Source organism: Amycolatopsis samaneae, from assembly GCF_039541975.1.
In the GTDB taxonomy this organism is placed as follows: domain Bacteria; phylum Actinomycetota; class Actinomycetes; order Mycobacteriales; family Pseudonocardiaceae; genus Amycolatopsis; species Amycolatopsis samaneae.
The window spans coordinates 81,807-108,426 of the sequence record NZ_BAABHG010000020.1 but is presented as its reverse complement, the minus strand read 5'-3'; the positions used below and the strand labels follow the sequence as shown (position 1 = coordinate 108,426).

22 protein-coding genes and 1 tRNA gene are annotated in these 26,620 nt (G+C 70.8%); 18 read left to right on the top strand and 5 right to left on the bottom strand.

Annotated features, from left to right (window positions below):
• Positions 1 to 64 precede the first annotated feature (64 nt).
• Both ABD987_RS38975 and ABD987_RS38970 read left to right on the top strand, forming a co-directional pair.
• Complete coding sequence (locus ABD987_RS38975; RefSeq protein ID WP_345406611.1) at positions 65 to 544, top strand: hypothetical protein; 480 nt, start codon at positions 65 to 67, stop codon at positions 542 to 544.
• A 48-nt stretch (positions 545 to 592) separates the two neighbouring features.
• Positions 593 to 1,219, top strand: coding sequence for a hypothetical protein (locus ABD987_RS38970; protein ID WP_345406608.1), 627 nt, complete (start codon positions 593 to 595; stop codon positions 1,217 to 1,219).
• Positions 1,220 to 1,225: 6 nt separating this feature from the next.
• On the opposite strand, the gene ABD987_RS38965 is transcribed toward ABD987_RS38970, so the two are convergent.
• The gene (locus ABD987_RS38965; protein ID WP_345406606.1) at positions 1,226 to 2,062 is read right to left on the bottom strand and encodes a S1 family peptidase; all 837 of its coding nucleotides are present in this window, start codon (positions 2,060 to 2,062) and stop codon (positions 1,226 to 1,228) included.
• 324 nt (positions 2,063 to 2,386) lie between these two features.
• On the opposite strand from ABD987_RS38965, the gene topA reads away from it, so the two are divergent.
• From topA to ABD987_RS38935, 6 genes are all read left to right on the top strand, one after another.
• Entirely contained in the window at positions 2,387 to 5,257 is a 2,871-nt protein-coding gene (gene topA, locus ABD987_RS38960) for a type I DNA topoisomerase (protein ID WP_345406603.1), read from the top strand.
• Between the two features lie 277 nt (positions 5,258 to 5,534).
• Positions 5,535 to 6,326: an ESX secretion-associated protein EspG gene (locus ABD987_RS38955; RefSeq protein ID WP_345406600.1), complete on the top strand. Its 792-nt coding sequence runs from the start codon at positions 5,535 to 5,537 to the stop codon at positions 6,324 to 6,326.
• Positions 6,319 to 7,104 carry an ESX secretion-associated protein EspG gene (locus ABD987_RS38950; RefSeq protein WP_345406598.1) on the top strand — a complete coding sequence of 262 codons (786 nt, stop codon included), beginning with the start codon at positions 6,319 to 6,321 and terminating at the stop codon, positions 7,102 to 7,104. Before ABD987_RS38955 ends, ABD987_RS38950 begins: the two co-directional genes overlap by 8 nt.
• 293 nt (positions 7,105 to 7,397) lie before the next feature.
• Complete coding sequence (locus ABD987_RS38945; protein ID WP_345406595.1) at positions 7,398 to 8,024, top strand: hypothetical protein; 627 nt, start codon at positions 7,398 to 7,400, stop codon at positions 8,022 to 8,024.
• Positions 8,025 to 8,162: 138 nt separating this feature from the next.
• Entirely contained in the window at positions 8,163 to 10,274 is a 2,112-nt protein-coding gene (locus ABD987_RS38940) for a bifunctional MFS transporter/dTMP kinase (protein WP_345406592.1), read from the top strand.
• Positions 10,271 to 11,476: a DNA polymerase III subunit delta' gene (locus tag ABD987_RS38935; RefSeq protein WP_345406589.1), complete on the top strand. Its 1,206-nt coding sequence runs from the start codon at positions 10,271 to 10,273 to the stop codon at positions 11,474 to 11,476. The genes ABD987_RS38940 and ABD987_RS38935 overlap by 4 nt, the downstream gene beginning before the upstream one ends.
• A gap of 72 nt (positions 11,477 to 11,548) precedes the next feature.
• Here ABD987_RS38935 and ABD987_RS38930 read toward each other — a convergent pair whose 3' ends face one another.
• Entirely contained in the window at positions 11,549 to 13,228 is a 1,680-nt protein-coding gene (locus ABD987_RS38930) for a hypothetical protein (protein WP_345406586.1), read from the bottom strand.
• Positions 13,229 to 13,365: 137 nt separating this feature from the next.
• On the opposite strand from ABD987_RS38930, the gene ABD987_RS38925 reads away from it, so the two are divergent.
• Positions 13,366 to 13,442: transfer RNA gene (locus ABD987_RS38925), tRNA-Thr, on the top strand.
• Between the two features lie 350 nt (positions 13,443 to 13,792).
• Positions 13,793 to 14,242 (top strand): hypothetical protein, encoded by a 450-nt coding sequence (locus ABD987_RS38920; RefSeq protein WP_345406583.1) that lies wholly within the window; start codon positions 13,793 to 13,795, stop codon positions 14,240 to 14,242.
• On the opposite strand, the gene ABD987_RS38915 is transcribed toward ABD987_RS38920, so the two are convergent.
• Positions 14,179 to 14,637 (bottom strand): GreA/GreB family elongation factor, encoded by a 459-nt coding sequence (locus ABD987_RS38915; protein WP_345406580.1) that lies wholly within the window; start codon positions 14,635 to 14,637, stop codon positions 14,179 to 14,181. The genes ABD987_RS38920 and ABD987_RS38915 overlap by 64 nt on opposite strands.
• A 133-nt stretch (positions 14,638 to 14,770) precedes the next feature.
• Between ABD987_RS38915 and ABD987_RS38910 the strand changes: the two genes are divergently transcribed.
• The 5 genes from ABD987_RS38910 to ABD987_RS38890 all read left to right on the top strand — a co-directional run bounded on the left by ABD987_RS38910 (position 14,771) and on the right by ABD987_RS38890 (position 19,261).
• Positions 14,771 to 15,358, top strand: a complete 588-nt coding sequence (locus tag ABD987_RS38910) for a TetR/AcrR family transcriptional regulator (RefSeq protein WP_345406577.1) — start codon at positions 14,771 to 14,773, stop codon at positions 15,356 to 15,358.
• Positions 15,359 to 15,487: 129 nt separating this feature from the next.
• Positions 15,488 to 16,714: a M14 family metallopeptidase gene (locus tag ABD987_RS38905; RefSeq protein WP_345406784.1), complete on the top strand. Its 1,227-nt coding sequence runs from the start codon at positions 15,488 to 15,490 to the stop codon at positions 16,712 to 16,714.
• 95 nt (positions 16,715 to 16,809) lie between these two features.
• A complete protein-coding gene (locus ABD987_RS38900; protein ID WP_345406575.1) occupies positions 16,810 to 17,334 on the top strand; it encodes a gamma carbonic anhydrase family protein in 525 nt (174 codons plus the stop codon).
• Positions 17,335 to 17,381: 47 nt separating this feature from the next.
• Positions 17,382 to 17,810: an uL11 family ribosomal protein gene (locus tag ABD987_RS38895; protein ID WP_345406573.1), complete on the top strand. Its 429-nt coding sequence runs from the start codon at positions 17,382 to 17,384 to the stop codon at positions 17,808 to 17,810.
• A gap of 182 nt (positions 17,811 to 17,992) precedes the next feature.
• Entirely contained in the window at positions 17,993 to 19,261 is a 1,269-nt protein-coding gene (locus ABD987_RS38890; RefSeq protein WP_345406570.1) for a serine hydroxymethyltransferase, read from the top strand.
• Here ABD987_RS38890 and ABD987_RS38885 read toward each other — a convergent pair.
• Complete coding sequence (locus tag ABD987_RS38885) at positions 19,249 to 20,154, bottom strand: inositol monophosphatase family protein (protein ID WP_345406567.1); 906 nt, start codon at positions 20,152 to 20,154, stop codon at positions 19,249 to 19,251. The genes ABD987_RS38890 and ABD987_RS38885 overlap by 13 nt on opposite strands.
• Before the next feature lie 71 nt (positions 20,155 to 20,225).
• On the opposite strand from ABD987_RS38885, the gene ABD987_RS38880 reads away from it, so the two are divergent.
• On the top strand, positions 20,226 to 21,179 hold the full coding sequence (locus tag ABD987_RS38880; RefSeq protein WP_345406564.1) for an Lrp/AsnC family transcriptional regulator: 954 nt from the start codon (positions 20,226 to 20,228) through the stop codon (positions 21,177 to 21,179).
• Between the two features lie 91 nt (positions 21,180 to 21,270).
• A complete protein-coding gene (locus ABD987_RS38875) occupies positions 21,271 to 22,926 on the top strand; it encodes an MDR family MFS transporter (RefSeq protein ID WP_345406561.1) in 1,656 nt (551 codons plus the stop codon).
• Positions 22,927 to 23,009: 83 nt separating this feature from the next.
• On the opposite strand, the gene ABD987_RS38870 is transcribed toward ABD987_RS38875, so the two are convergent.
• Positions 23,010 to 23,528 carry an inorganic diphosphatase gene (locus ABD987_RS38870; RefSeq protein ID WP_345406558.1) on the bottom strand — a complete coding sequence of 173 codons (519 nt, stop codon included), beginning with the start codon at positions 23,526 to 23,528 and terminating at the stop codon, positions 23,010 to 23,012.
• A gap of 170 nt (positions 23,529 to 23,698) precedes the next feature.
• Here ABD987_RS38870 and dacB point away from each other — a divergent pair, with 170 nt between their 5' ends.
• Complete coding sequence (dacB, locus tag ABD987_RS38865; RefSeq protein WP_345406555.1) at positions 23,699 to 25,981, top strand: D-alanyl-D-alanine carboxypeptidase/D-alanyl-D-alanine endopeptidase; 2,283 nt, start codon at positions 23,699 to 23,701, stop codon at positions 25,979 to 25,981.
• The last annotated feature ends 639 nt before the right edge of the window (positions 25,982 to 26,620 follow it).

Below are 26,620 nucleotides of genomic sequence, written 5' to 3'. Positions count from 1 at the left end.
GATCGGTCTCGCCGGATGCGGACAGCAGCCGGCGGTCACTTCGCAGGCACGAGAGGACAACCCCGTGAGTGCCGCGGAGCAGGCCGATCCGGCGGGCAGATGGGCGGACGGCTACTGCGGTGCGGTCACGCACCTGGTGCGCGCACTGGCCACACTGCCCACCGTCGATCCCAGCACGGCCCAGCAGGCCGCGAAGACGTCGAGCGCGTTGCTCGGCGCGGTGGTCGGCGGGCTCGACCAGTCCATCGCCGGTCTCCGCGCGCTCGACGCGCCACCGGCGCCCGCCGCGGACCAGGCGCGAGCGGACATGGTCGGACGTTTCGGCGGCATCCGGCAGCGCGCGCAGGACGTGCGCAAGCGCATCGACGACGGGCGCGCCGACCCCGCCGTGACCAGGGACGCCCTCGGCGACGCGCGGGCGGCGCTCGACGAGATCGCCGGGCTCAACGTGCTCAAGGGCCTTCAGGACGTGCCCGACCTCGACGCGGCGAGCAAGCGGGCCCCCGGCTGTCAGCAGCTGACGGTGCCCGCCGCACCTCGGTGACCTCACCGGACCCTCGCCCGAATCGAACTTGTGTTCTAGTATACCCGAGTGGATCGGACGATCTCGTTCTTCTCCGCCGAGGCGAGCGGGCCGGGGCTGGCCGATCTGGCCGGGCTGCTGTGCGGGCACGGCCAGATCGCCGGGTTCGGCCGTACCGCGGCGCGGCTGTCGGTGGTCGTGGACGAGCCGTGGCGCGCCCGCGCGCTGGCAGGCGAGTGCCGCAGGCGCGGCGCCGACGCGCAGGTCGGCACCGCCGACTGCGGCCACCCGCAGGTGCGCACGGCGTTCCGGGTGGACCTGCTGCCGCTGGCGTCCCGCTGGCTGCGGTCCGGGTGCACCGGCCCGGCGGAGGACGATTCGGGCAAGGCGGTGCCCGACGGCTTCCGGCTGAGCGGCGCCATGCTGCGCATGTGGGCGCTGGCGGGCGGCAGGCAGGGCGGCAGCGCCTACCTGCTCGCCCTCGATCCGCTGGCTCCCGGCACGCACGCCAGGCTGGCGGCCGCGCTCGCGCCGCTCGGGGTACCGGCCCGGTTGCTGGGACCCAAGGCGGACACCCCCGCCGTCCGGGTGACCGGGCGGCGCCGGCTGGAAAGCCTTCTCGAACTCATCGGTGAGCCGCCGAGCGGCGCCGAGGCCGCCTGGCCGGAAACGGTCCCGGCCAGGCGTGCCGGATGAGCGCGGCTAGGCGGCGGCGTCGACCGCCAGCGGTTTCGGCAGCGAGCAGCCCGGCCTGGCGAGATCGATCTCGTTGGCCTGGGTGAGACAGGCGGGGATGCCGTAGGTCTCCTGCCCGTACGGGGTGTCCGGGTGCACCGTGACGTTCCCGGATTCGTCGACCTCGCACGGGTTGTTCAGCGTGCACTCCTCACCGTTTTCGTTCCTGGTGTTGTTGACGCCGATGACCTTGCCGGTCGAGGTTTCGACGACCGGGGAACCCGAGGTGCCGCCGATGGTCTGGCAGTCCGGGGTGTACCGGATCGAGTCCTTCCACACCCAGCCGTTTTCGCGCAGCTCGTGCACGAAGCCGTTGACCGTGCAGGAATAGATCTGTTTCCAGTATCCGGACACCACGTCCATGCGCACGCCGTCGGCCGGGTGCGCGTTGGACAGTTCCAGCGCGGTGATCCCGTACTGCCGTTTGATCTGGGCGTAGGTCGTGCTCACCTGGTACAACGAGACGTCGGTGTCGGTCATGGTCCCGTACACGATCTTCTTCGCCCGCAGTGCCCCGAGCGAGCGCTGACCGTCCGGGGAGAGCAGGCTGAAGCTCCGTGACGAGGCCCGGTTGACGATGACCTGACCGGGTCGTGGCATGCCGCTTTCGAGGCAGTGCCCGTTGGACAGCACGAGCGCGGGGGCGGTGTCCGGGGTGCCGGCCGGCTTGACCACGGAGCCGGAACAGTTGGACAGCGCCACCGTTCCCGCGAAGGTGGTGGTGGCGGCGAGTGCCGGGGTAGTCCCCAGTACCGCGGTCGCGGTCGCCGCGACGGCGAGTGCGCCGAGGAGTCGTCGGATCATGGTGGGGCCCTTTCAGCTCGACGAGCTAGTAAGTCAATCGGCGACGCGTGACGCCCACCACCGTCGAACGGAGGGTATCTGGCCGGTTACTCTCGCACCCTGCACTGCGCGTGTCCGACGTCACGTGCTAGGTGTGGAAAAGAAACATCGCCGAGGTCACTGGCGATGTGCTGGACACTCCTGAAGCGGCGTGTTGTGCCACCTCGGCGCCGTTCGGGTGGTACGAGCGTGCACACTGACAGGTCGGAGACACGGGCGTGGCCCCGGCGTCGAGGGGCGGGCCGCCGCCGCGGCGGCCGGAGATGAGCGGAGAGCAGGCGAAGCGTGGCAGGAGCACGGACCAAGAAGAACGGCACCGGAGCGGACGCCTCCGGGCGTCGGCGGCTGGTGATCGTCGAGTCGCCCACGAAGGCCCGCAAGATCGCCCCCTACCTCGGCGGGAACTACGTCGTCGAGTCCTCGGTCGGGCACATCCGCGACCTGCCACGTGGCGCCGCCGACGTCCCCGCCCAGTACAAGGGAGAGGCCTGGGCGCGGCTCGGCGTCGACGTCGACAACGGCTTCAAGCCGCTCTACGTCGTCACGCCGGACAAGAAGTCCAAGGTCACCGAGCTGAAGGGCCTCCTGAAGGACGTCGACGAGCTCTACCTCGCCACCGACCCCGACCGCGAGGGCGAGGCCATCGCCTGGCACCTGCTGGAGACGCTCAAGCCCAAGGTCCCGGTCCGCCGGATGGTCTTCCACGAGGTCACCGAGCAGGCCATCCGCGCCGCCGCGGACAGCACCCGCGAGCTGGACGCCGACCTGGTCGACGCGCAGGAGACCCGCCGCATCCTCGACCGCCTCTACGGCTACGAGGTCTCACCGGTGCTGTGGAAGAAGGTCATGCCGAAGCTGTCGGCAGGCCGGGTCCAGTCGGTGGCGACGCGGATCATCGTCGAGCGGGAGCGCGAGCGGATGCGCTTCACCTCGGCCTCGTACTGGGACATCTCGGCGACGATGGACGCGGGTGCCGACGCGACGCCGCGCGCGTTCCCGGCGCGGCTGGTCGCGATCGACGGCGCGAAGCTGGCCACCGGCCGCGACTTCGACTCCAACGGGCAGCTCAAGGCGGGCTCGGCGGAGGCGAGGGTGCTCGCCGAGGCCGACGCGGTCCGGCTCGCGCAGGCGCTGGACCAGCGTGACTTCAAGGTCGCGAGCGTCGAGGAGAAGCCGTACACGCGCAAGCCGTACGCGCCGTTCATGACCTCGACGCTGCAGCAGGAGGCGGGCCGCAAGCTGCGGTTCTCGTCCGAACGCACCATGCGGATCGCGCAGAAGCTGTACGAGAACGGGTACATCACCTACATGCGTACCGACTCGACGACGCTGTCGGAGTCGGCGCTTTCGGCGGCACGCAGCCAGGCGACGCAGCTATACGGCAAGGAGTACGTCTCGCCGTCGCCGCGCCAGTACACCCGCAAGGTCAAGAACGCGCAGGAAGCCCACGAGGCGATCCGGCCCTCCGGCGAGGTGTTCCGCACGCCGGGACAGGTCGCGAAGGATCTGGACACCGACGAGTACCGGCTCTACGAGATGATCTGGCAGCGCACGATCGCCTCGCAGATGGCCGACGCCAAGGGCACCACGATGTCGGTGCGCATCGTCGGCACGGCCACGAGCGGCGAGGAATGCACCTTCGCGGCTTCGGGCCGCACCATCACCTTCGCGGGGTTCCTGAAGGCCTACGTCGAGGCGGTCGACACCGAGACCGGCGGCGAAGCCGACGACAAGCAGAGCAGGCTTCCGCGGCTGGCCAAGGACCAGGCGCTGACCGCGACCGAGCTGTCCCCGGACGGGCACACCACCTCGCCGCCGGCGCGCTACTCGGAGCCGAGCCTGGTCAGCAAGCTGGAAGAGCTGGGCATCGGCCGCCCGTCGACGTACGCGTCGATCATCAAGACCATCCAGGACCGCGGCTACGTGTGGAAGAAGGGCTCCGCGCTGGTGCCCTCCTGGGTCGCGTTCGCCGTGATCGGACTGATGGAACGGCACTTCGAGCGGCTGGTCGACTACGGCTTCACCGCGGGTATGGAGGACGAGCTCGACCGCATCGCCGCCGGTGCCGAGCACCGGACCGAGTGGCTGGGCAAGTTCTACTTCGGCGGCGACATGGGCGTCGACGGTTCGGTCGGGCGGCTCGGCGGGCTGAAGAAGCTCGTCGGCTCCAGCGTCGAGGACATCGACGCCCGTGAGATCAACTCGATCCCGCTGTTCAGCGACGCCGACGGGCACACCGTCGTCGTCCGGGTCGGCCGGTACGGGCCGTACCTGGAGCGTGAGGTCGACGGGACGTCGCAGCGGGCGAACCTGCCCGAGGACCTGCCGCCGGACGAGCTGACCCCGGCGATCGCGGAGAAGCTGTTCGCGACCCCGCAGGAGGGCCGCGTGCTGGGCACGGATCCGGTGTCGGGGCACGAGATCGTGGCGAAGGAGGGCCGGTTCGGGCCCTACGTCACGGAGCTGCTGCCGGAGCCAGAGCCGCTGCCCGAGGGCGCGACCGCCGCGCAGAAGAAGGCCGCCAAGGCGAAGCAGCCGAAGCCGCGCACGGGCTCGTTGTTCAAGAGCATGTCCATCGAGACGATGACGCTGGACGACGCGCTCAAGCTGCTCTCGCTGCCGCGCGTGGTCGGCAAGGACCCCGAATCCGGCGACGAGATCACCGCGCAGAACGGGCGCTACGGGCCGTACCTGAAGAAGGGCACGGACTCGCGCTCACTGTCCACAGAGGACCAGCTGTTCTCGATCACCGTCGAGGAAGCGCTGAAGATCTACTCCGAGCCGAAGCAGCGTGGCCGGTCGGCGACGGCGAAGCCGCCGCTCAAGGAGCTGGGCGACGACCCGGTGTCGGGTAAGCCGATGGTGGTCAAGGACGGGCGGTTCGGCCCGTACGTGACCGACGGCGAGTACAACGCGACGCTGCGGAAGACCGACAGCATCGAGGAGCTGACCGCCGAGCGGGCCGCGGAGTTGCTGGCGGAGAAGCGCGCGAAGGGCCCGGCCCCGAAGCGCAAGGCGCCGGCCCGCAAGACGGCGTCGTCCGCGTCGAAGTCCACCGCGGCGAAGTCGGGGACGACCAAGTCGGCGGCCGCGAAGTCGACCGGCACGAAGTCGACCACCGCGAAGAAGCGCACCACGACGGCGAAGTCGAAGTAGTTCTCGTCAGGTCCCTGAAGGCCTCCTTACCGGCACTGAGCGCCGGTAAGGAGGCCTCCACGGCGTTTCGGGGTGCTGGCGGCTGCGCGCGGCCGGGGCGATAGCAAAGGTCCCTCGCTCCAGCCCGGTCCCGGTGCGCGGCGGACGAGCCGTCCCCGCGAAGCGACCCCGGAGCGTCACCGCGAAGCGGGTGAAAGCCCTTCACAGCGTCATCGGAACCGCTCACCGAACGGCGTCACTCACTCGAACCTTTGTTCGAGAAATTGTCGGTGCCAGGGTGTTCAATGCAGGGGTGAGCAACTCAGCACTCGCCGTCTTCGACGTCATCGACGAAGTCATCGCCCCGCTCCGCGCCGAGGTGCCGGAGCGGCCTTCGGTGATGGAGTTCTACGACCCGCAGTTCGAAGTGCCGCCCGTCCTCGCCGACGCCGAACCGCCGCCCGGCCTCAGCCTGGCCGACGAGGTCGAGCAGTACACCCGGTTCGTCGCGGGCATGGCCGCGCTCGGCCTCGCGCCGGGCGGCGAGGTCACGCCGGAGGCGCTCGGGCTGTACCGCGCGTTGCGCGGCGGGTTCATCCGTGGCGTCGTCACCGGGGTGTTCCCCACGCGGCGGGAGCCGTGGGAGGTCCGCTTCTTCGGCGACGAGGACTACACCACCGTGCTGAACAAGCTGGGGCACCGCGCCCGGCTGCGCTCGGGTTTCCTCAGCTCGCTGCCGGGCTGGGTGTTCGACGATCTGCCCGACCGTCCGCCGGGGCCCGGCGAATCGGTGCGCATCCACACCGACGAGCGCGGACTCATCCCGGCGCGGTGGGAACGAGAGCTTTCGGTCATCCGCGAGTGTGCGGCCCGGCCCCGGCAGGGCACCGTGCTGGTCGATCTCGCGGTGCGGGACGCGATTCTCGCCAAGTACCCGCACGGCGCGTTCGGGCTGGTGGACAACGATCTCGGCCGCTACCAGTTCAGCGCGGCCGTCGGCCGGTCCGGCAGCTGGACGATCACCTGGGGCCCGGCCACCCGCAGCACCGCGGAGCAGTGGATCGTCAAGGCGGTGCAGAGCCATGTCTAGCCGTACCGCGGTGCTGGAGCTGCTCGAACTCGCGGCCGCGCCGGTGCTGGCGGCGATGCCGGAGCGTGATCCGGTCGACCGGCTCTACAACCCGGAGGTGACCGACGAGGAGATCCGCGTCCACGGCACGGTGTCCGACGATCCGGCCGATCTGGTCGCCGAGGTCGAGCGGCACGCGGCGTGGGCGGCCGCGCTCGAGGGCACGCCGTTCGGCGACGACGGCGAGCTGACCGAGGTCGGGTACGAGGTGGTGTCGCTGATCCTGCGCGGCTCGGTGCGCGCGGCGGTGAGCGGCGTGTTTTCCGAAGGCCCGGAGACCGCGGACATCCGCTGCTACGCCGACGGCGAGCACGCGCTCGTGATGGCCTCGCTGCCCGATCACACGGCCATCCACCTCGACGAGTACGCCCGGCTGCCGGAGCTGCTCGTCGAGGCGCTGCCGGACGCGCCGGAGGGCGAGTCCCGGCAGATCTGGCTCTCGGTCGACGAACACGGCCTGATCCACGGCCAGCACGACGAGGTCGGGGAGCTGCGTGAGCTGCTGGCCCGTCCGCGCAGCGGCACCGCGGTGCTCGACCTGTTCGCCTTCGGCGGGCTGTGCGCCGAGTTCCCCGAGCACGGGTTCGTCCTGCTCGACACCGATCTCGGCAGGCACGTCCTGTGTGCCATCCACCGTGGTGGCGGGCGGCGGCAGCTCGTGCTCGCGCCGTTCAGCAGGGACATGCTCATCGGCTGGTTCCGCGAGGTCGTCGACGCCGGGCCGGTGGAGCCGCCGTGACAGACCCGTGGCCGATCTGTGACCGGAATCACTACGATCTGTCACAAAGAAAGGTCGACCTTAGTTCCGGATGGCTGGACACTGCCTGTGAACGCGACGGACAGTACGCAAGGCGTAACGGATATCTGGCCCATTGGGCGGATGCGCTCTGCGCCCACGTCGCTACCCTGAAAGGCGAGGACATTCGACAGTGGAGTTGTCGCGGAACGGAGTCTCGGTGCGCTCACGGCTAGTGACTGTTCACGGTGAACGTGGGCACTCCCACCGCGACACACACAGTGAGGTGGTCCCCCATGAGCAACAGCGGTGAGGCTCCCTTCTTCAGTTCTCCGGAGCCACCCTCGCGTGACGGCACGCTGGCCGGCACGCCGGGCGACTCGTTCGCCGATCCCCTTTCCGGGCTCGTGACCTCGGCGGACGCCCCGCCGGCCGGCACGGCCAACGGTGCGGGAACGCCCGCGATCCCGGTGTCCGGTCCGGTGCAGCACGACCCCGAGGTGGTGCGGCAGATGGTCGCCGCCGCACTCCAGGAGGACGCGCAACAGGGCGGTGCACCGCACACGCCCGGCGCGATCCCGCCCGCGGGCACCACGGGAACGCTCGGCGAGCAGGTGGCGCCGCCGCTCGGTGTCCTGCCCCGGCAGCGCACCTGGCCCGCCCGGCCGCCGCAGCTGCTGCGTCAGGTCCGGCGGACGAAGCAGATTCCTCCCGCCGACGACGACATCGACGAGGAGATCGAGGCGGCCGCGCAGAAGAAGCGCAAGCTGCCGTCGGTGAGCATGCCCAGCATCAGCATCGGGCGTCCGTCGGCCAGCACCGCGGGCGTCGTGCTCGCGGTCGTGCTGCTGATCGTCTTCGGGGTCGTCGCCATCCAGATGGTGTCGAGCCTGGTCAGCAGCGTGACGGGATTGTTCAACTAACGCGCTCGCCGCGCCCTCGATCCGGGCCACTGCCGCGCCCCACCTGTTACCAGGGTTACTCTGGCGACACGGTCGGGGGACCCTGCCGGGTCGCCCGACGCCGCGGTGACGAGTGGGGTGGGCAGCATCAGCGAGGGCATGCGATCAGTACCCGGGCCCGGCCCGGGTGGATCGTCGGGTGCCGAGGCGTCCACGATCCACCGCGTCCGGCGGGTACTGGCGATCAAACCTTTTCGCCGCCTCTGGGGCGTCACGTATCTGTGCAGCGTCGCCGACTGGCTGAACCTGCTCGCGCTGACCGGCCTGGCCACGAAGCTGCTCGACGACTACACCGCGCAGAACTTCGCGTTCGTGGCGGTCGTGCTCACCGCGCTGTTGCCGGGGTTGCTGTTCGCCCCGGTCGGCGGGCTGCTCGCCGACCGGTTCGACCGGCGCAAGGTGATGGTGCTCTGCGACCTCGGCCGCTGTGGCTTCCTGCTGTCCATCGCGTTCGTCGGCGCGCCCTGGTGGCTGTTCGTCGGCAACTTCCTGGTCGGCTGCTGCTCGATGATGTGGATCCCGTCGAAGGACGCGGCGGTACCGAACCTGCTGCGCCGCCCGGACCAGGTCGAGACCGCCAACCAGCTCGGCATGGTGATGACCTACGGCCTCGCGGTGATCACCGCGGCCGGCGCCAACGCCGTGCTCACCGGCATCAACACGACGTTCCACCTGTTCCCCGGCGGCAGCGCCGACCTCAACATCGCGAAGATGGTCGTCGTCATCAACGGCCTGCTGTACCTGACCAGCGCGATTCTCATCGCCACCCGGATTCCCGAGCTGTCGCTGCGCAACGTGCACGAGACCCCGGATCCGACGGTCAAGAAGGCCGACGAGGAGAAACTCGGCCTCCGCGCGATGCTGCGCGACGGCATCCGGTTCGTCCGCAGCACCCCGCTGGTGCGCGGCCTGCTGATCGGCGCGTTCGGCGCCTTCGCCGCCGGCGGCGCGGTGATCGGCTCGGCGAAGCCGTATTCGTCGAGCCTGCTTGGCGGCGACGCGTCGTTCAACATGCTGGTGCTCTCGGTGTTTCTCGGGCTGGCGACCGGGATGGCGGTCGCTCCGAAGCTGGCCAGGCGGCTGGCGCACGACCGGCTGTTCGGCATTTCGATCGTCACCGCCGGGTTCGCGCTCGCGGTGGTCGCGCTGTCCCCGCACCTGGCCGTGTCGCTGGTCGCGGTGGTGGTGGTCGGCATCGCGGCCGGGGCCGCGTTCCTCACCGGCGTGACGATCATCGGCTCCCGTGTCGAGGACGCCATCCGCGGCCGGATCAACGCGATCTACCAGTCGATGCTGAAGATCGTGGTCTTCGGCGCGACGATCACCGCGCCGCTGCTGATCGGCCTCGTCCAGCCCCGCCGGATCGAGGTCTGGGGCAACGCGCTCACCATCGACGGCACGCGGCCGGTGCTGCTCGGCGGGGCCGTGCTCGCGGTGCTGGCGGGCATCTTCGCCTACCGGCAGATGGACGACCGCCGCGCCGAGCCGATCCTGAGCGATCTGCGCAACGCGCTGCGCCGCAATCCGCGCCGTGTCAACGGTTACCTGATCGCGGTCGAGGGCACCACGGCGACCGACACCGCGCGGCAGGCCGCCGGGCTCGCCGACTGGCTGGGCACCGGCACCCGGCCCGTCGTGCTCGCCGCCGATCCCGCGCTCGACGATCAGCGCCTGGAAAAACTACTGACCAGCGCATCGCTGACCGGTGCCCGCGCGCAGGCGCTCGCCGCCGCCGCGGTACGCGCCGACATCGTCGAGCGACACGTGCGGCCCGCGCTCGACGCCGGCTCGGTCGTCGTGATGGAGCGGTTCGTCGATTCGCCGCTCGCGCACCTTTCCGCCGTCGCCGGTCTCGACAGCGATGAGCTGGAGGGGCTCGCCGACTGGGCGACCGGGCGGCTCCGCCCGGACCTCACGGTCCTGCTCGACGCCGCCCCCGGTGGGGAGCCGAGGGACCGGTCCGAGACGATGAACGACCAGTGGCGGGTGCAGCACCTGCTCACCGAGATGGCCGCCGCGGATCCGGACCGCTACGTCGTGGTCGAGGCCGACGGCACCGACGACGAGGTCGCCGAACGGGTCCGTGAGGCCGTCCGCGCGGTGTTCGTCGGGCGGCTGGCCGCCCTCGCGCCGGTGGGCGACGCCGCTGCCCCGGCCGGGGCGCCCGAGCCACCGGCCGAACCCGTGGAAGCTCCGGCGGAGGCGAAGTGACAGAACAGGTACGGATCGGTGTCTGGCGGCAGCTCGTCGGCCAGGAACCGGCCGCCGAGACGCTCGCGTCGGCCGCCGCGGCCGCGGCGAAGATCGTCGCGGGTGAGCCGGTCGCCCCGGCGGCGATGACGCACGCGTGGTTGCTCACCGGCCCGCCCGGCTCGGGCCGTTCGACGGCGGCGCGGACGTTCGCCGCGGCGTTGCAGTGCAGCACCGGGACCGGCTGCGGGGAATGCTCGGGCTGCCGCACCACCATGGCAGGCACGCACGGTGACGTCCGGCTCGTCGCGCCCGAAGGGCTGTCGATCTCGGTCGCCGAGATGCGCGCGCTCGTCCAGGCCGCCGCCCGGCGCCCGACGACGGGCAACTGGCGCGTGGTCGTCATCGAGGACGCCGACCGGCTCACCGAAGGCGCGTCGAACGCGTTGCTCAAGGCGGTCGAAGAGCCGCCGGAGCGCACCGTGTTCCTGCTCTGCGCGCCCTCGGACCATCCCGAGGACGTGTCGGTGACGATCCGCTCCCGTTGCCGTCTGGTGCCGCTGCGCACGCCGCCCGCGGCCGCGATCGCGCAGGTGCTCGTCGACCGCGACGGCGTCGATCCGGAGCAGGCGCGGTGGGCCGCCTCGGTCTGCGGCGGGCACGTCGGCCGCGCGCGGCGGCTCGCCACCGACGAGGCAGCCCGGCAGCGCCGCGCCACCGTGCTGCGCATCCCGCTGGGGCTGCGCCGCCCGTCGGACATCTTCACCAGCGCCGATCAGCTGATCAGCGCCGCAGAGGCCGACGCGGGCGAGGCGAGCAAGGCCCGCGACGAGAACGAGCGTGCCGAACTGCGGACGGCCATGGGGGGCGACGGCACCGGCAAGGGCGTCGCGGGAGCGAAGCGGGCCGCCGAGGCCGCGGTCAAACAGCTGGAGAAGAAGCAGAAGTCCCGGGCGACCCGTACCCAGCGGGACACCCTGGACCTGGCGCTGGTCGACCTCGCCGCGTTCTACCGCGACGTGCTGGTCACGACCACCGGGTCCGGGGCGACGCTCAACCACCCGGACCACGCCGAGCAGATCGCGTCGGCCGCGTCGGCGTGGACCCCGGAATCGACGTTGCGGCGGCTCGAAGCCGTCCTGGAATGCCGCGAAGCGATCGAGCTCAACGTCAAACCGCGCATTGCCGTCGAGGCCATGGTCACCACGTTGCGCCAGGGCTGAGCCCGGGACAGCGAACGGCCCTTCATCCCGTGCGGGATGAAGGGCCGTCCTTTGTGGATGGACCCGGGGTGACTAGTCCCGTGGGCGAGGCGACGGCTTGAACGGCTCCGGCTCCTTCGCCGGGGTCAGCGTGAGCGCGGCCGGACGGCGACGGCGGCCCGGCATCGCGGCCACCATGACCACACCGACCAGCAGCATCGCGGTGCCGGTCCAGAACATCGGCACGGTGTCGTACGCGCCGGTGTAGGCCAGGTTCTTCGCCGGTCCCTGCGGTGCTTCGCCACCGCCGGGCGGGGGCGCCGGCGTCGTCGCGGTCCCGCACACCACGCCACCGTTCGGCGCGTAGGCCCGCGCGATCTGCTCACCGAGGGAAACCTGGGCCAGCGAGGACGGCAGGTTCTTCGCCGCGTCGCCGGGCAGCAGGTCCTTGAACTTGCTGGTGGGCAGCAGTTGCAGGTCGAACAGCCGGGCCGAGGCACCGAGCTGGTACCCGGCGAACGGTTCGTTCAGCTGCGCGCCCTTCTGGTCGAGCCCGGCGATGCTCAGCCGCAGCACGCCGAGGTCGAGCACGGTGCCCGCGGTGTTGCCGACCTGCTGGAGGCCCTTGGTCGCCGTCGAGACGAGCCCGCCGACCACCGGGATGTCGTTGAGCTGCCCGAACTGGTCGCTCAGGCCCTTGAGCGGCAGCCCGAGGGGAATGTCCTTGGTCGGGTGCGCCGCGTCCAGCGTGTACAGCACCTTGCCGCCCGCCTCGATGGTCAGCACCGGCGCGGTGTACTCCACTTTGGACGTTTTCTCGTCGCCGGTGGAGGTCACCTTCAGCGTCGGCTGGCTGGCCACCTTGATGCTCAGCGCGAGCGGGGTGCCCTTGAGGATTTCGATGTCGGCGCCCTGCATCGTGGAGGTCGACTGGACGGCCTTGTTCTTCGAGCCGGGGATGTCGACCAGCTTGACCTGCGAGCGGGAGGACAGCGTGTTCGGCAGGCTCAGCAGCGATCCGGTGCCGTCCGCCGCGGTCTGCCCGCCGCCCTGCAGCAGCCCGCCGAGGCTCTGCAGACCCTTCGTCAGGTCGAAGCCCTGGGCGAGAGTGCTCGGGTCGAGCTTCGGCTTGAGCGCGTCGAGGCCGAGGCCGGGCATCGTCGGGATGACGTTGAGCAGGGACAGGCTGGCCACGGACGTGCTGGCGTCGGCGATGGTGTCGACACACGGTCCGAGGGGCTGGCTCCAGCGCGCGTGCGCGCTGCCGTTGAGCAGGCCGACGTTGAGCAGCGGGTTGGGCGGGCCGTTGAGGCCGCCGCTGATCGGCTGCGGGTTGTCCGGCAACGCCGTCTGCACGACGCTGCCCGGTGTCTGCGGCGCGTTGCCACCCACCGACAGCCCGAACGGCGAGGCCTGCGCGATCGCCTTCTCGTAGCTCAGGTACGCCTCGGAGTTCGCCGACGCGCTCGACAAGCCCATGCCCGCTTCGAGCGCCGACTGCTTCGGCAGCTGTTTGTCGTAGCCGGGGATGATCGAGCCGGTCGGTACCGCGTTCGGCAACAACCGCAGCACCCCGAGCGCCGTGCCCGCGTCGCCGACGGCGCGGCCGAGCGGCTGGGGCCCGATCGGCGCGGACGCGGGCGGCTGCCCCGGGTTCGCCGGCTCCGGGATCGGCGTGGTGGGGATCGTCTGGGCCGTCGCGACAGGCGCGGTCAGCAGGAGCAGCGCCGCGGCGGCCGGCAGGGCAACCGAGCGGGGCAGTCTTCGCCGCATGTGCCAGGTCCTCCAAGAGGTAGGTCGGTCGGGGAGTGAGACCGACGTCATAGGACCCTAACGAGGGCGCCCCGGGAAAGTGACGCGCGCGGGCTCCGCTACACTTGCATCCGGTTCCGGGCGACAGTCCGGTGCTTGCCGCCTTAGCTCAGTCGGCCAGAGCGATTCACTCGTAATGAATAGGTCAGGGGTTCGATTCCCCTAGGCGGCTCCACTCGGGGTGAGCTGTGTTCGCGGAGGGCGCGAACTGGCTCGCTCCGCTGTGTTTTCTGGGGGTGCAACCCCCAGACCCCGCCCGGTGGGCTTCGCCCCCGGACCCCCATCGTGGTTGCGGGCTTTCGGGGGCTTCGTTCCGTGGTGTCTCCTTCTCGCTGGATTTCACTCGAACCGGTGAGGCTTGTTGTGTCACTCGAACGGACCAACTTGGGGGAATCGCGTAATGGCCCGCCTCAAGCGGTCCTCTCGCCCATGGACCTTCTGCCCAGCGGGCGGAGGTGTCGTTGTTCGCACCATCGGACGTGGGTGAACGGCGCACGTACTGCGCCGGGTGAGGAGCGCGGCGCTATGGGCGCGGAGCCGAGCCGTTCCGGACGGGGGCGGGAAGCGCAGGCGTGGCGCATCGTCGACCGCTGGGTGCGGGACCCGCTGATCCGGCGTGACGGCCTGATCGCGCTCGCGATGGTGCTCGCCGCGCTGGTACTGCTCGCGGCCTGCCTGTCCGGCGGTGCCGCGGCGGTACTGCCCGCGCTGGTGGTGAAGGTGCTGGGCGGCGCCACGGCGGCGCTCGTGGCCGGCTGGGGAGCCGTGCGCGCGGTGCGGTCCCGCCGGGCGCGGCGCGCGGTGCCGCTGCCTCGCGGCAAGACACGCCCTCCGGCCGTGCAGGGCAGGAACGACGACAGGGCGGCGCCGGGGTGCCCGGCGCCGCCCTGGAAAGTCCACAAAGGACGTTGTCAGCCCTTCGGCGGAGTCAGTTTCACCACGGTCACGGTGATTTCCCCGCGCGGGGTGCGGTAGGTGACCTTGTCGCCCTCCTTGGCGCCGACGAGCGCGAGCCCGAGCGGGCTGTCGGAGGTGACCGCGTCGGGGTCCTCGCCCGGCACGGTGACGACCTGGAGGGTCTCCTCGTCGCCGTCGTCGAAGCGCAGGGACACCTTGGTGCCGTCGGGCACCAGCGAGCTGTTGGCCGCGCCGTGCTCCATCTTCGCGCTCAGGTCGGCGATCTGGCGGTCGAGCCGGGCGGCGGCCTCCGCGCGGTCGATCACGTCCGCCTGGTCCGCCGCGTCACCGGTGCGTTCGAGCTCGCCCGGTTGCGGCGACAGCGCGGCCCGTTGCGCACGCAAGCTGTCCAGTTCCTTCTCCAGCTGACGGCGCGTAGCCGCACTCAGCCCCTTGTCCCCTGAGATCACCATGACGGGAATTGTCCGCTGTCCGGACCGGGGTGGCCAATCCGGTTTTCGGGATGCCGGTCACCCTCCGGCGACGAATGGGACGTCTGCCCTAGACTTTGGGCCTGGCGTCCCGGAATTAGTAACGAGGATCACCGTGAGTGTCGTTCCCGGTCGCAGCGAACAGCTGTCGCCCAACCAGCTCCAGAAGCAGGAACAGATCGTCGAGGCAGCCCGTGTCGTGCTCGCCCGCGACGGTCTCGCCGGCTGCACGGTCCGCGCCATCGCCGAGGCCGGGCCGCTCACCAAGAGCGCCGTCCACTACTACTTCGCCGACATCGATGTCCTCATCGACCGGGCGATGGCCGCGCACATCAACACCTTCGCCGCCGGGCTGCGCGAGGCGGCCGCCCGGCACGACGATCCGCGTGCGCGGCTGTTCGGGGTCACCGAGGCCTATCTCGCCGAGTTCGCGGCTCGCCCCAACGGCGCCTTCCTGTGGTTCGAATACTGGATCGCGGCGGGGCGTGCCCAGCATCCGCAGGCGATCGACGCGATGCTGACCTCGATCACCGAACTGCTCGCCGAACTGCTGGCGCCACTCGACGTCGACGATCCGCGTGCCCGCGCGCGGGCACTGCTTTCCTACCTGCTCGGGGCCGTCGTCCAGCAGCGGGTACGGCCACGGCCGTTCGCCTCGGTGCGCGGTGACATCGAGGCGCTCTGTTTCGCGAACTACGGCTAGAAACGCCCAATAGATCCGTACCGCTACGGATTGTTCCCCTGCCTCCGCTCCCGCCAAGGTCGATCGAAGCCGAAGGCTGCCAAGAGAGCAGGAGGCGTGATGCTTGCGAACAAACGCAAGAAACGGTGCGTGGCGGCGGCGTTGGCCGCCCTGGTGGTGCTGGCCAGCGGGGTCGCCGCGAGCCAGGCGGCGGCGGAACCCGCGCGGCAGCCCGACGGGCCGCAGATTTACGAGGTCCTCGGCACCGGAACCCCACAGCTGCGCACCGAGGTCGCGCGCACCGGGGTCGACGTGCTCGGGACGTCCGGCGCCACGACGACGATCATCGCCAACCCCGGTGAAGCCGCGCGGCTGCGGGCGCTCGGGTTCACCCTCGAATCGCGCGGGCCCGTCGACCGCTCGCCGAGCACGAGCGCGGCGCCCGCGGAGTTCCCGCCCGGGTACACCGGCTACCACACCTATGCCGAGGTGACGACCGAACTGCAGAAGGCGCAGGCGAACTACCCGGCGATCGCGAAGCTGTCCAGCGCGGGCAAATCGTACGAGGGACGCACCCTCAACGTGCTCAAGATCAGCAAGAACGTCGAAGCCGACGAGAACGAGCCCGAGGTGCTGTTCACCTGCAACCAGCACGCCCGTGAGCACCTGACGACCGAGATGTGCCTGCGCATCGTGGACCGGTTCACCAAGGGGTACGCGACCGATCCGGCGATCAAGAAGATGGTCGACAGCACGGCGATCTTCGTGATCCCGAACGTCAACCCGGACGGGTCGGAGTACGACATATCCGGCGGCCGGTTCCACTCCTGGCGCAAGAACCGCCAGGGCCAGGGCACCGACACCAACCGCAACTGGGGCTACAAGTGGGGCTGCTGCGGCGGTTCCTCCGGCTCGCCGAGCAACGAGACCTACCGCGGCCCGTCGGCGTTCTCCGCGCCGGAGACCAAGGCGGTGTCGAACTGGGTGAACGCGCACAAGGTCAACGGTGTGCAGCGGATCAAGACGCACATCGACTTCCACACCTACTCCGAGCTGGTGCTCTGGCCGTGGGGCTACACCTACGACGCCACCGGGCCGGGGATGACCCAGGCCGAGGCGGCGAAGTTCCAGAACCTCGGCAGGCAGATGGCGGCGACGAACGGCTACACGCCCGAGCAGTCCAGCCAGCTGTACATCACCGACGGTTCGATGAACGACTGGATGTGGGCGACGAACCGGATCTGGAGCTACACCTTCGAGATGTACCCGCGGGGCGGCAGCCCTGGCTTCTACCCGCCCGACTCGGCGATCGTGCCGCAGACGACCCGCAACGACAAGGCGGTCGACATCATCATCAACGCCGCGATCACCGGCTGACCCGCAAGTCTCTGAAGGCCACCATGAGGGACCTGGACGCCCTCAAGGTGGCCTTCAGAGCACGTCGGTGATCGGTGCGCGGTTAGGGTGCGGGCATGCCTTTGTTCTCCTTCGAGGGGCTCAGCCCGCAGATTCACCCGGACGCGTGGATCGCCCCCACCGCGACGCTGATCGGGGACGTCGTCATCGAAAAGGACGTCTCGATCTGGTACGGCGCGGTCCTCCGCGCCGACTTCGGGAAGATCGTCGTCCGCGAGGGGGCGAACATCCAGGACAACTCGGTCCTGCACGTCAACGACGGCGTGTGCGAGGTCGGGAAGAACGTCACCGTCGGGCACCAGTGCCTCGTCCACGACTGCACGATCGGCGAGCAGGCCCTGATCGGCAACGGGTCGACCGTGCTGGACAAGGCGCGGATCGGCGAGCGGGCCCTGGTCGCCGCGGGTGCCACCGTCACACCGGGCACCGTCGTCCCGGCCGAGCACATCGCCATGGGCAGCCCGGCGAAGAAGTTCGTGCCGCTCACCGACAGCGCCAGGCTGTGGGTCGATCACAACGGCGAGGTCTACCGGCAGCTCGCCCGGCGGCACGCGGCCGGGATCAAGCCGATCGAAGGCTGACTTTTCGGGTTTGACTCTCCGGTTACCGGAGACTTTAGCGTCGCGGTATGGCACCGAAGACGAAGAAGCAGACCCACCAGGTCACGCTCCACCTCGACGCGGGCAACGCCCCGGTCGTCGACCTCGGCAAGACGCTGGGGCAGACCGGGGTCAACCTCGTCGAGGTCAAGAAGACCTATGACGCGGCGACCGCCGCCCAGCGTGGCGAGGTCGTCCCTGTCGTCGTGTCGGTGTTCGAGGATCGCTCGTTCGAGCTGCGGCTCAAGACACCGCCGACGGCGTTCCTGATCCGGAAAGCCTTGGGCGGCAAGGGATCCGCGCGACCCGGACACGAAACGGCGGGGCAGCTCACCCGCGACCAGCTGCGCGGGATCGCCGAGCGCAAGCTGCCCGACCTCAACACCGCCGACGTCGAGGCGGCCATGCGTACCGTCGCCGGGACGGCCCGCTCGATGGGTGTCACGATCGTGGACTGACGCGCGCGAGCACCCGAAAGTGGCCTGGCCCGCACCGATCTCACTTCGAACTATCCACCGGTCACGTGGACTAGGCTGGGCGGGCAGCAGCGACTGGCGCCACGAGGTGGAGCACCACCGGGAAGCGACGACGAGGCCGGCACCGCGCGCCTGGGTCCGGCCGTCACGGCAGGAGAAGGCCCTTGACGCACCAGCCAGCCCTTTCCGCGCTCGCCGCCGCGGACCCGCGGATCGCCGGGCTCGTGGAGGACGAGGCGAAACGCCAGCACGACAAGATCCGGCTCATCGCGTCGGAGAACTACGTGTCGCAGGCCGTCCTCGAGGCGACCGGCACCGTGCTCACCAACAAGTACTCCGAGGGGTACGCGGGCAAGCGCTACTACGAGGGCCAGCAGCTCATCGACCAGGTCGAGCGGCTGGCCATCGAGCGCGCCAAGGCCGTGTTCGGGGCCGACCACGCGAACGTCCAGCCGTACTCCGGTTCCCCGGCGAACCTCGCGGCGTATCTCGCGTTCGCCCAGCCCGGGGACACCGTGCTCGGCATGGCGCTGCCCGACGGCGGGCACCTGACCCACGGCTGGGGCGTTTCGGCGACCGGCAAGTGGTTCACGCCGGTGCGCTACGGCGTGGCCAAGGAGACCGGCCGCGTCGACCTCGACCAGGTCCGCGACCTCGCCCGCCAGCACCGGCCGAAGCTGATCTTCGCCGGTGGCACGGCGATTCCGCGCACGATCGACTTCCCGGCGTTCGCCGACATCGCCCGCGAGGTCGGCGCGGTGCTCGTGGCCGACATCGCGCACATCGCCGGGCTGGTCGCGGGCGGCGCGCACCCGTCGCCGGTCGGGCACGCGCAGGTCATCACCACGACCACGCACAAGACGCTGCGTGGCCCACGTGGCGCGATGATCCTTTCCGACGCGGAGCACGCGAAGGCCGTCGACAAGGCGGTGTTCCCCGGTCTGCAGGGCGGCCCGCACAACCACACCACCGCCGCGATCGCCGTCGCGCTCGGCGAGGCGCAGCAGCCCGCGTTCAGCGAGTACGCGCACACGATCGTCGCGAACGCGAAGGCGCTGGCGGAGGCGTTGCTCGCCAAGGGCTACGACCTGGTGTCCGGCGGCACGGACAACCACCTGCTGCTGATCGACCTGACGAACAAGGCCGTGCCCGGCAAACCCGCCGCGCAGGCGCTGGACCGCGCGGGGATCGAGCTGAACTACAACACGGTGCCGTTCGACCCGCGCAAGCCGTTCGACCCGTCGGGCATCCGGCTGGGCACCTCGGCGATCACCACGCGGGGGCTCAAGCCGGAGCACCAGGCCCAGGTCGCCGACTGGATCGACCGCACGGTCACCGCGGCCGCCGCGTCCGACGAGTCCTCTTTGGACACCATTGCCGCGGAGATCCGGGAGTTCCTCGCCCCGTTCCCGATCCCCGGCTACACCGCCTGATCGCTGCTCGCGGTCGAGCGCCCCAATGTGGCGTTCGGTGCGTTGGACGCACCCAATGTGGCGTTCGGTGCGTTGAGTGCACCGAACGCCACATTGGGGCGCATGTCCGCCGGGAATTCGGTGAGGATCTCGACCGCGGCGGGATGCAGGGCGGCCGGGGCGGCGAGGAAACTGTCCGAAGTGGACGTCCACGGGGTGCCGGCGCACGTGGTGACCAGTGCGCCGGCCTCGCGGGCGACGAGTGCGGCGCCGAGCAGGTTCGCCGCGTCGGATCCGTACTGCCAGAACAGGTCCAGCCGTCCCGAGGCGACGTCGGCCAGCTGCCACGACGTCGGGCCGAGGTTCCGGACCGCCACCACACGGCCGAGCATTTCCGGCAGTGCGCGTCCGGCCCTCGCGGCGGCCTCGCGCTGCCGGGTGACGAACGGCGGCTGGCTCGTCGCGACCACGGCCGCGTCCAGCGACGTCTTGCGTGACGGCGTGATCGGCCGCCCGTCCCGCCACGCGCCCGCACCCCGTTCGGCCGCGTAGGTTTCGCGCAGTGACGGGGAGTGCAGCACCGCCAGCACGGGTTCGCCGTCGCGCACGAGTGACACCGTTACGCACCACTGCGGCAGTCCCTGTAGGAACTGCACCGCGCCGTCGAGCGCGTCGACCACCCAGTACTCGCCACCAGCCCCGCCCGGCGCGAACTCGTCGTCCGCCCAACCGGCTTCGGGCCGGATCTCCGCCAGGCCCGCGCGCAGCCGCGCGGCCAGCGGATCGTCCACGGCGTGGAACAGCGCGTCCAGTTCTTCGAGGTCGCGGGGCGGGGTGGCGGGCCGGTGGGCGGGGAGATCCGCGGAAAGTGCTTCCACGAGCTCGATCACGGGCTTGAGCGCGTTCGTCGTCATGCGCCCAGGGTTACGCTCGGACGGCAGGAAGCCGCACTCCAGTAGCCAATAGTGAGCGGAAGAGGACAAGTATGACCGTTGATTCGGCGATTATGTCCGCGCTGGAGCAACGCATCGTCTCCGCGCTCCAACTCGACGGACGTGCCGCGCCGGGCCGCGTCGCGGAGGTCCTCGGCATCTCGCCGCGCACGGTTTCCCGGTGTATCGCGCGGCTGCGGGCGGACGGGCGGCTGCGGGTGGTCGCGGTCCCCAATCCCGAGCACGGCCTGCGTGGCGCGCTCATCCTGCGGATCCGTGTCCTGCGCGGCCGGGCCGACGTGCTCGCGGACGCCCTCGCGCGCCGCGCGGACGTGCTGTTCGTCGACGTCCTCGCCGGGGGCGAGGAGATCAGCGCGGTGGCGGTGGGCGGGCCCGACGGCCGCCTGGTGCGTGACCAGCTCCCGGCGACGTCGGCGGTGACCGAGGTGCGCGCGCATTCCGTGCTGCACGTCTTCTCCGACGCCGCCAGCTGGCGCACGGGCCTGCTCACCGCGGACGAGGCCGCCGCGCTCGCCCCGCCCACCGCCGAGCTGGACCTGACTCCCGACGACCTCGACCGGCGGCTGCTCGGCCTGCTGAGCGCGGACGCCCGTACCGGCCCCGGCGAGCTGGCCACCGCCACCGGGGCGCCGGAGTCGACGGTCCGCCGCAGGCTCGACCGGCTGACCGAGGCCGGCAGGCTGCGTACCTACGCCGACATCGACGTCCGGGCGCTGGGCCTGGCCGTGGACGCGAACGTCTGGATGACCGTGCCGCCGGGCGACCTCGACTCCATCGGCCGCGCGCTGGCCCGTCATCCCCTCGTGCACGGGACGCTCGCGACCACCGGGACGTCGAACCTGATGGCCGCGGTGTTCTGCCGTAACCTGCCCGCGCTGTACGCGTTCGTGACCGGCCTCGGCGCCTTCGACGTGCCATCCGCCGAGGTCACGGTGGTCGCGCAGGCCGTCAAGCGGGCGGGGCGACGAGCGTCACAGTCAATTTGATTGCTTGATACAAGCTTCTGGAGGACAGTTGTCTTCGGCAAGTAGTTGAGGGGTACAAGCAACTACCGAAGACTTACCGAGGGAGATCCACATGAGTGCGACATCCACGGCGGAAGGAGAGACCGCTACGAAGGGCAAGCTCTCCCACCGGCAGATCCTGACGGTGTTGTCCGGGCTGATGCTCGGCATGTTCCTGGCGGCGCTGGACCAGACGATCGTGTCCTCGGCGATGAAGACGATCGCCGACGAACTGCACGGTCAGAGCCTCCAGGCATGGGCCACCACCGCGTACCTGATCACGGCGACGCTTTCGACGCCGCTGTACGGCAAGCTCTCCGACCTCTACGGCCGGAAACCGATGTACCTGACGGCGATCTCGCTGTTCCTCGTCGGCTCCCTGGCCAGCGGGATGGCGGGGTCGATGTACGAACTGGCCGCGTTCCGCGCGTTCCAGGGACTCGGGGCCGGTGGTCTGATGTCGCTGGCGCTGGCCATCATCACCGACATCACCTCCCCGCGTGAGCGCAGCCGCTACCAGGGGTACTTCATGGCGGTGTTCGGCGTCTCCAGTGTCGCCGGTCCGGTCGTCGGCGGCTTCTTCGCCGGGCTCGACTCCTTCGCCGGGGTCACCGGCTGGCGCTGGGTGTTCCTGGTGAACGTGCCGATCGCGCTGGCCGCGCTGGTCGTGGTGAGCAAGGTGCTGAACGTGCCGCACACCCGGGTCGAGCAGAAGATCGACTACTGGGGCGCGGTGACGATGATCGTCGGCCTGGTGCCGCTGCTGATCGTGGCCGAGCAGGGCCGCGAGTGGGGCTGGGGTTCCCCGGGGTCGATCGCGATGTACGTCGTCGGCGCGCTGGGTGTGACCGCGTTCGTCTGGCAGGAACGCCGGATGGGCGACGCCGCGCTGCTGCCGCTGCGGCTGTTCTCGCGGCCGGTGTTCCGGGTCGCCACGCTGGTCACGGTGATCCAGGGCGTCGGGATGTTCGGCGCGATGATGTCACTGCCGCTGTACCTGCAGATCGTGAAGGGCGCGACGCCGACCCAGGCGGGGTTGCAGATGCTGCCGCTGACGCTCGGGATCATGATCGCGAGCATGGCGAGCGGGTCGGTGATCTCGCGGACCGGTCGGTACAAGGCGTTCGCGGTGGCCGGGCTCGGCGTGATGGCGGCGTCGGTGTTCGCGCTGTCGGCGATCGGGGTGGACACGCCGATGGCGGTGGTCATGGCGATCGCGTTCGCGATCGGGCTGGGTCTTGGCGCCTCGATGCAGACGCTGCAGCTGGCCGCGACCAACGACGTGCCGCCGTCCGACATCGGCGTCGCGACCTCGTCGGCGACGTTCTTCCGGCAGATCGGTGGCACGGCGGGTACCGCGGTGTTCCTGTCGATCCTGTTCGCGACGGTCGGGGACCGCATCGCGGCGGCGGTCCGCTCCGCGGCGGCCTCGCCCGCCTACGCGGCGGCGCTGGCCCAGCATCCGGAGTTCGCGCGGCGGATGGCCGGTGGCGGGGTGGACATCAACGACACGTCGTTCCTGTCCACTTTGGACCCGGTGCTGGCGCGGCCGATCCTCGACGGGTTCGCGAGCTCGATGAGCACCGTGTTCCTGGTCGGCGGGGCCGTGCTGACGGTCGGTTTCGCGCTGGTGTGGCTGCTCCGGGAGAAACCGCTTTCGGAGAAGTCGGCGCTGGAGCAGCGGGCCGACGCCGAAGCGGATGCCCCCGCGCTGGCCATGGCGCACTGACGCCGAGGCCGTAAACGGTCCGTGGGGGCCTCCTTGAGGGACCTAGAGTCCCTCAAGGAGGCCCCCACGGACCGTTCAGCGCCTTAGTGGGCGGCGCCGCCGTTCGCCTCTTCCTTGGCGATGCGGTCACGCTCACGGCCGAGGGAACGCTCGATCTCGGCCTCGGCGTCGGCGCGGCCGACCCAGCTCGAACCCTCGACGCTCTTGCCCGGCTCCAAGTCCTTGTACACCTCGAAGAAGTGCTGGATCTCCAGCTTGTGGAACTCGTTGAGGTGGTGGATGTCGCGCAGGTGCTCCAGGCGCGGGTCGTTGGTCGGGACCGCGAGGACCTTGTCGTCCGGGCCCTTCTCGTCGGTCATCCGGAACATGCCGATCGCGCGGCAGCGGATCAGGCAGCCGGGAAAGGTCGGCTCCTGCACGAGGACGAGCACGTCCAGCGGGTCACCGTCCTGGCCCAGCGTGTCGTCGATGAAGCCGTAGTCGGCCGGGTACTGGGTCGCCGTGAACAGGGTCCTGTCCAGCTTGATCCGACCGGTCTTGTGGTCGACCTCGTACTTGTTGCGCTCCCCCTTGGGGATTTCGATCGTGACGTCGAACTCCACGCCGGTCCTCGCTGTTCCCGCTCTCGGCCACCCGCGTGTCGGGCGGCCACCGTGCTGACACTCTTGACCTCACTAGTGTGGACTACGCCCGCCAGGGGCGGCCGGACGGATGTCGGCCGCGCGGTCTTGGGGCTCGACCCGGCCGGGGCAGCTGCGTAAGGAGTGGGTGCGTGTCGCAAAACGACGAGCCTAGGTGGCCTTCCGCCGATGAGGACGGGTCCTCCGGCGACGGCGGGGCGACCGCTCGGCTGCCGCACGCGAAGGCCGATCCGGGCGCGACGGACGCGTTGCCCGTGCCCAACGTCACAGCGCCCCAGACGAATCTCACACCGGAAGACGGCGCCGGTTCGTGGTTCCGGCCCGTGGTGGCGCCCGAACCGCTGCCCGCGCCGGGCACACCGCCGCCCGCCACACCGCCCGCGGCACCACGCCGTCCACGGGATCTGGCCGACCGGCTGGGGCACACGTCCGATCCGGGGCCTGCCGAGCAGGCCGCCCAGCGACGGCCCGAGCAGGAACCGCCGGGGAAGTCCGAGGAGAACACGCAGCAGCTGCCGGTGCGGCCCGCGACGCCGTGGGTGCCGATCGAACGCGCGACGCCGTTCGCCGAGGAGCCCGGACCGCGGGCGTCACAGCCCTCGGGTTCGTCGCGGCCTCCGGGACCGCAGTCCTCGGCGGCGCAGTCCTCGAATCCGCAGCAGTCGCAGCAGTCGCAGCAGTCGCGGCCGGAGCCGTCACCCGCCCGGCAGCGGGAGGCGGAGGACGCGGCGGCCGAGGCCGACACGGTCTGGGCGCAGCGCGTCGACCTGCGGGAGACGCCCGGTGAGCGGCATCCGGCCGAGGCGACCGAGTACCTCCGTGGCCTGCCGCCCGAGCCGCCCCGCGGCGCGGTGCCGCCGCCCGCTTCGTCCGCGACGCTGGCGCGTCCGATGCGGATCGGGCCCGGCGGGGAGCAGGCCCCGGCCGAGGCGACGACCGGTGCCGAGGCGGCGGGTGAGCCCGCCGCGGTGCCACCGCCCGAACCGCCGAGCCCGGAGCAGGCGGCGGCAGCGGAGCCGCCGCGCAAGCGTCGGCGGGGACTGCTGATCGGCGCGCTGGTGGTGGTCGTGCTGCTGGTCGCGGCCGGTGTCACGGCGACGAGGCCGAGCATCGCGAACCGGTTCGGATTCCCCTGGGCGCCGAACGCGCCCAAGGCGGCGATGCCCGAGCCCGCGGTCGCGAAGGCCGCGTTGCGGGGGCCGAGCACCTCGGGGGCGGCGCCGACGCCCGAAGCCATCCAGTCCGCGCTCGCCGGGCCCGCGGGCAGTGCCGCGCTGGGCACGCTCACCGGCAGTGTGATCGACCCGGCGACCGGAACCGTGCTGTGGGACCGCAACTCGGGCCAGCCGCTGACCCCGGCTTCGACGACGAAGGTGCTCACCGTCGCGGCGGCGCTGCTGGCGCTGGGCCACGAGAAGCAGCTGAGCACGAAGATCGTGCAGGGCGCGGAGCCGGGCACGGTGATCCTGGTCGCGGGTGGTGACGTCACGCTGACGACGTTGCCGCTGGGCACCGACTCGCCGTTGTATCCGGGGGCGGCCCATGTGGACGATCTCGTCGCGCAGGTCAAGAAGGTCGCCGGGAACGACGTCAAGAAGGTCCAGGTCGACCTGAACGCGTTCAAGGGCCCGGCGACCGCGCCCGGCTGGGATCCCACGGACGCGCCGTCCACCTTCGCCGCGCAGGTCGCGCCCGTGATGGCCGACGGCGGCCGCACGGACCCGAAGAACGACCTCGCGATGCGCACGGCCAACCCGGCCACCGCGCTGACACAGCTCATCGCGCAGAAGCTGAGCGCGTCCGCGGGCGGCCCGGCGACCGCGCCCGCGGACGCGAAGGTGCTGGCCGAGGTCAAGTCGGCGCCGCTGACCGAGCTCACCTACGACCTGCTGCAACTGTCCGACAACCTGCTCGCGGACGCGGTCGCGCGCCAGGTGGCGATCGAGAAGGGGACCGAGCCGTCGTTCTCCGGCGCGGCCGCCGCGACGCTGAAGGTGTTGCAGGAACACGGTTTCGACACCACGGGCGTGCAGTTGTCGGACAACAGCGGGCTGTCCGTGCAGAACAAGATCCCGGCGAAGCTGCTCGCCCAGGTCCTCACGCGCGCGGCCGAGCCGGACGGGAAGAACCCGGACACCGCGAAGCTGCGGCCGCTGCTGACCGGCCTGCCGGTCGCCGGTGGGTCCGGCACGCTGGCCGGGCGGTACGGGAAGCCGGATTCGGCGAAGGGCAAGGGCTGGGTCCGGGCGAAGACCGGGACCCTCTCCGAGGTCAACACGCTCGCCGGCTACGTCCTCGACGCCGACGGCCGGGTGCTGGTGTTCGCGCTGATGTCCAAGGGCTCGGACGACAAGCCGGGCAAGGCCGCCCTGGACGTGGTCGCCGCCACCCTGCGCACCTGCGGCTGCCACTGAGCCATTCTCCCGGCAGGTTCCGGCGGCTTGGTTTCCGCGGTTTGGGAGCCAGGCCGGTGTGCTTACCCGCCGCGAACGACGCGTTGGGGACGTCCCGAACGCTCCGTCACCGACGTTGAACGTCCCGAACGGAGCGTTCGGGACAAGACACCGCCCGCCGCTCACCGGAACCCCGGCGCTCCACGACCCGCCCGGAACGCGGGCCCTCGGGGTCCCCCCCCATAACCAGCGTATCGCCGTTGGGGGTGCGGAAACGGGGGCTCGGCGAATCTGTGGACAGGTGGTTCCGTTGTGGACAACTCGGGCCCGGAACCGCACGGGCCCACCGGATCGGACACCCGAACCGCGAGAATGTGTATCGGGGGCGCCGGGCCGTCGCGAACGGGCCGTTCGCGACAGTATGCCGTTGAGCCGCGGGGTTCGCCGGGTTCGTCCTTTGTGGAGCGTGGGGCGTGGGGGCCTGGAGGGAGATGGTGCTGAAGGACGCTTTCAGTGCGTTGGGCGCACTGAAGGACGCTTTCAGTGCATCGAGTGCACCGAAGGCGTCCTTCAGCACACCCGGCCACCCCAGCCCCTCAGTCACCCGGAACGTCCGCGAAAACGACAGCAAAGGTCCCTCGCTCCCACGCCGCCATGAGG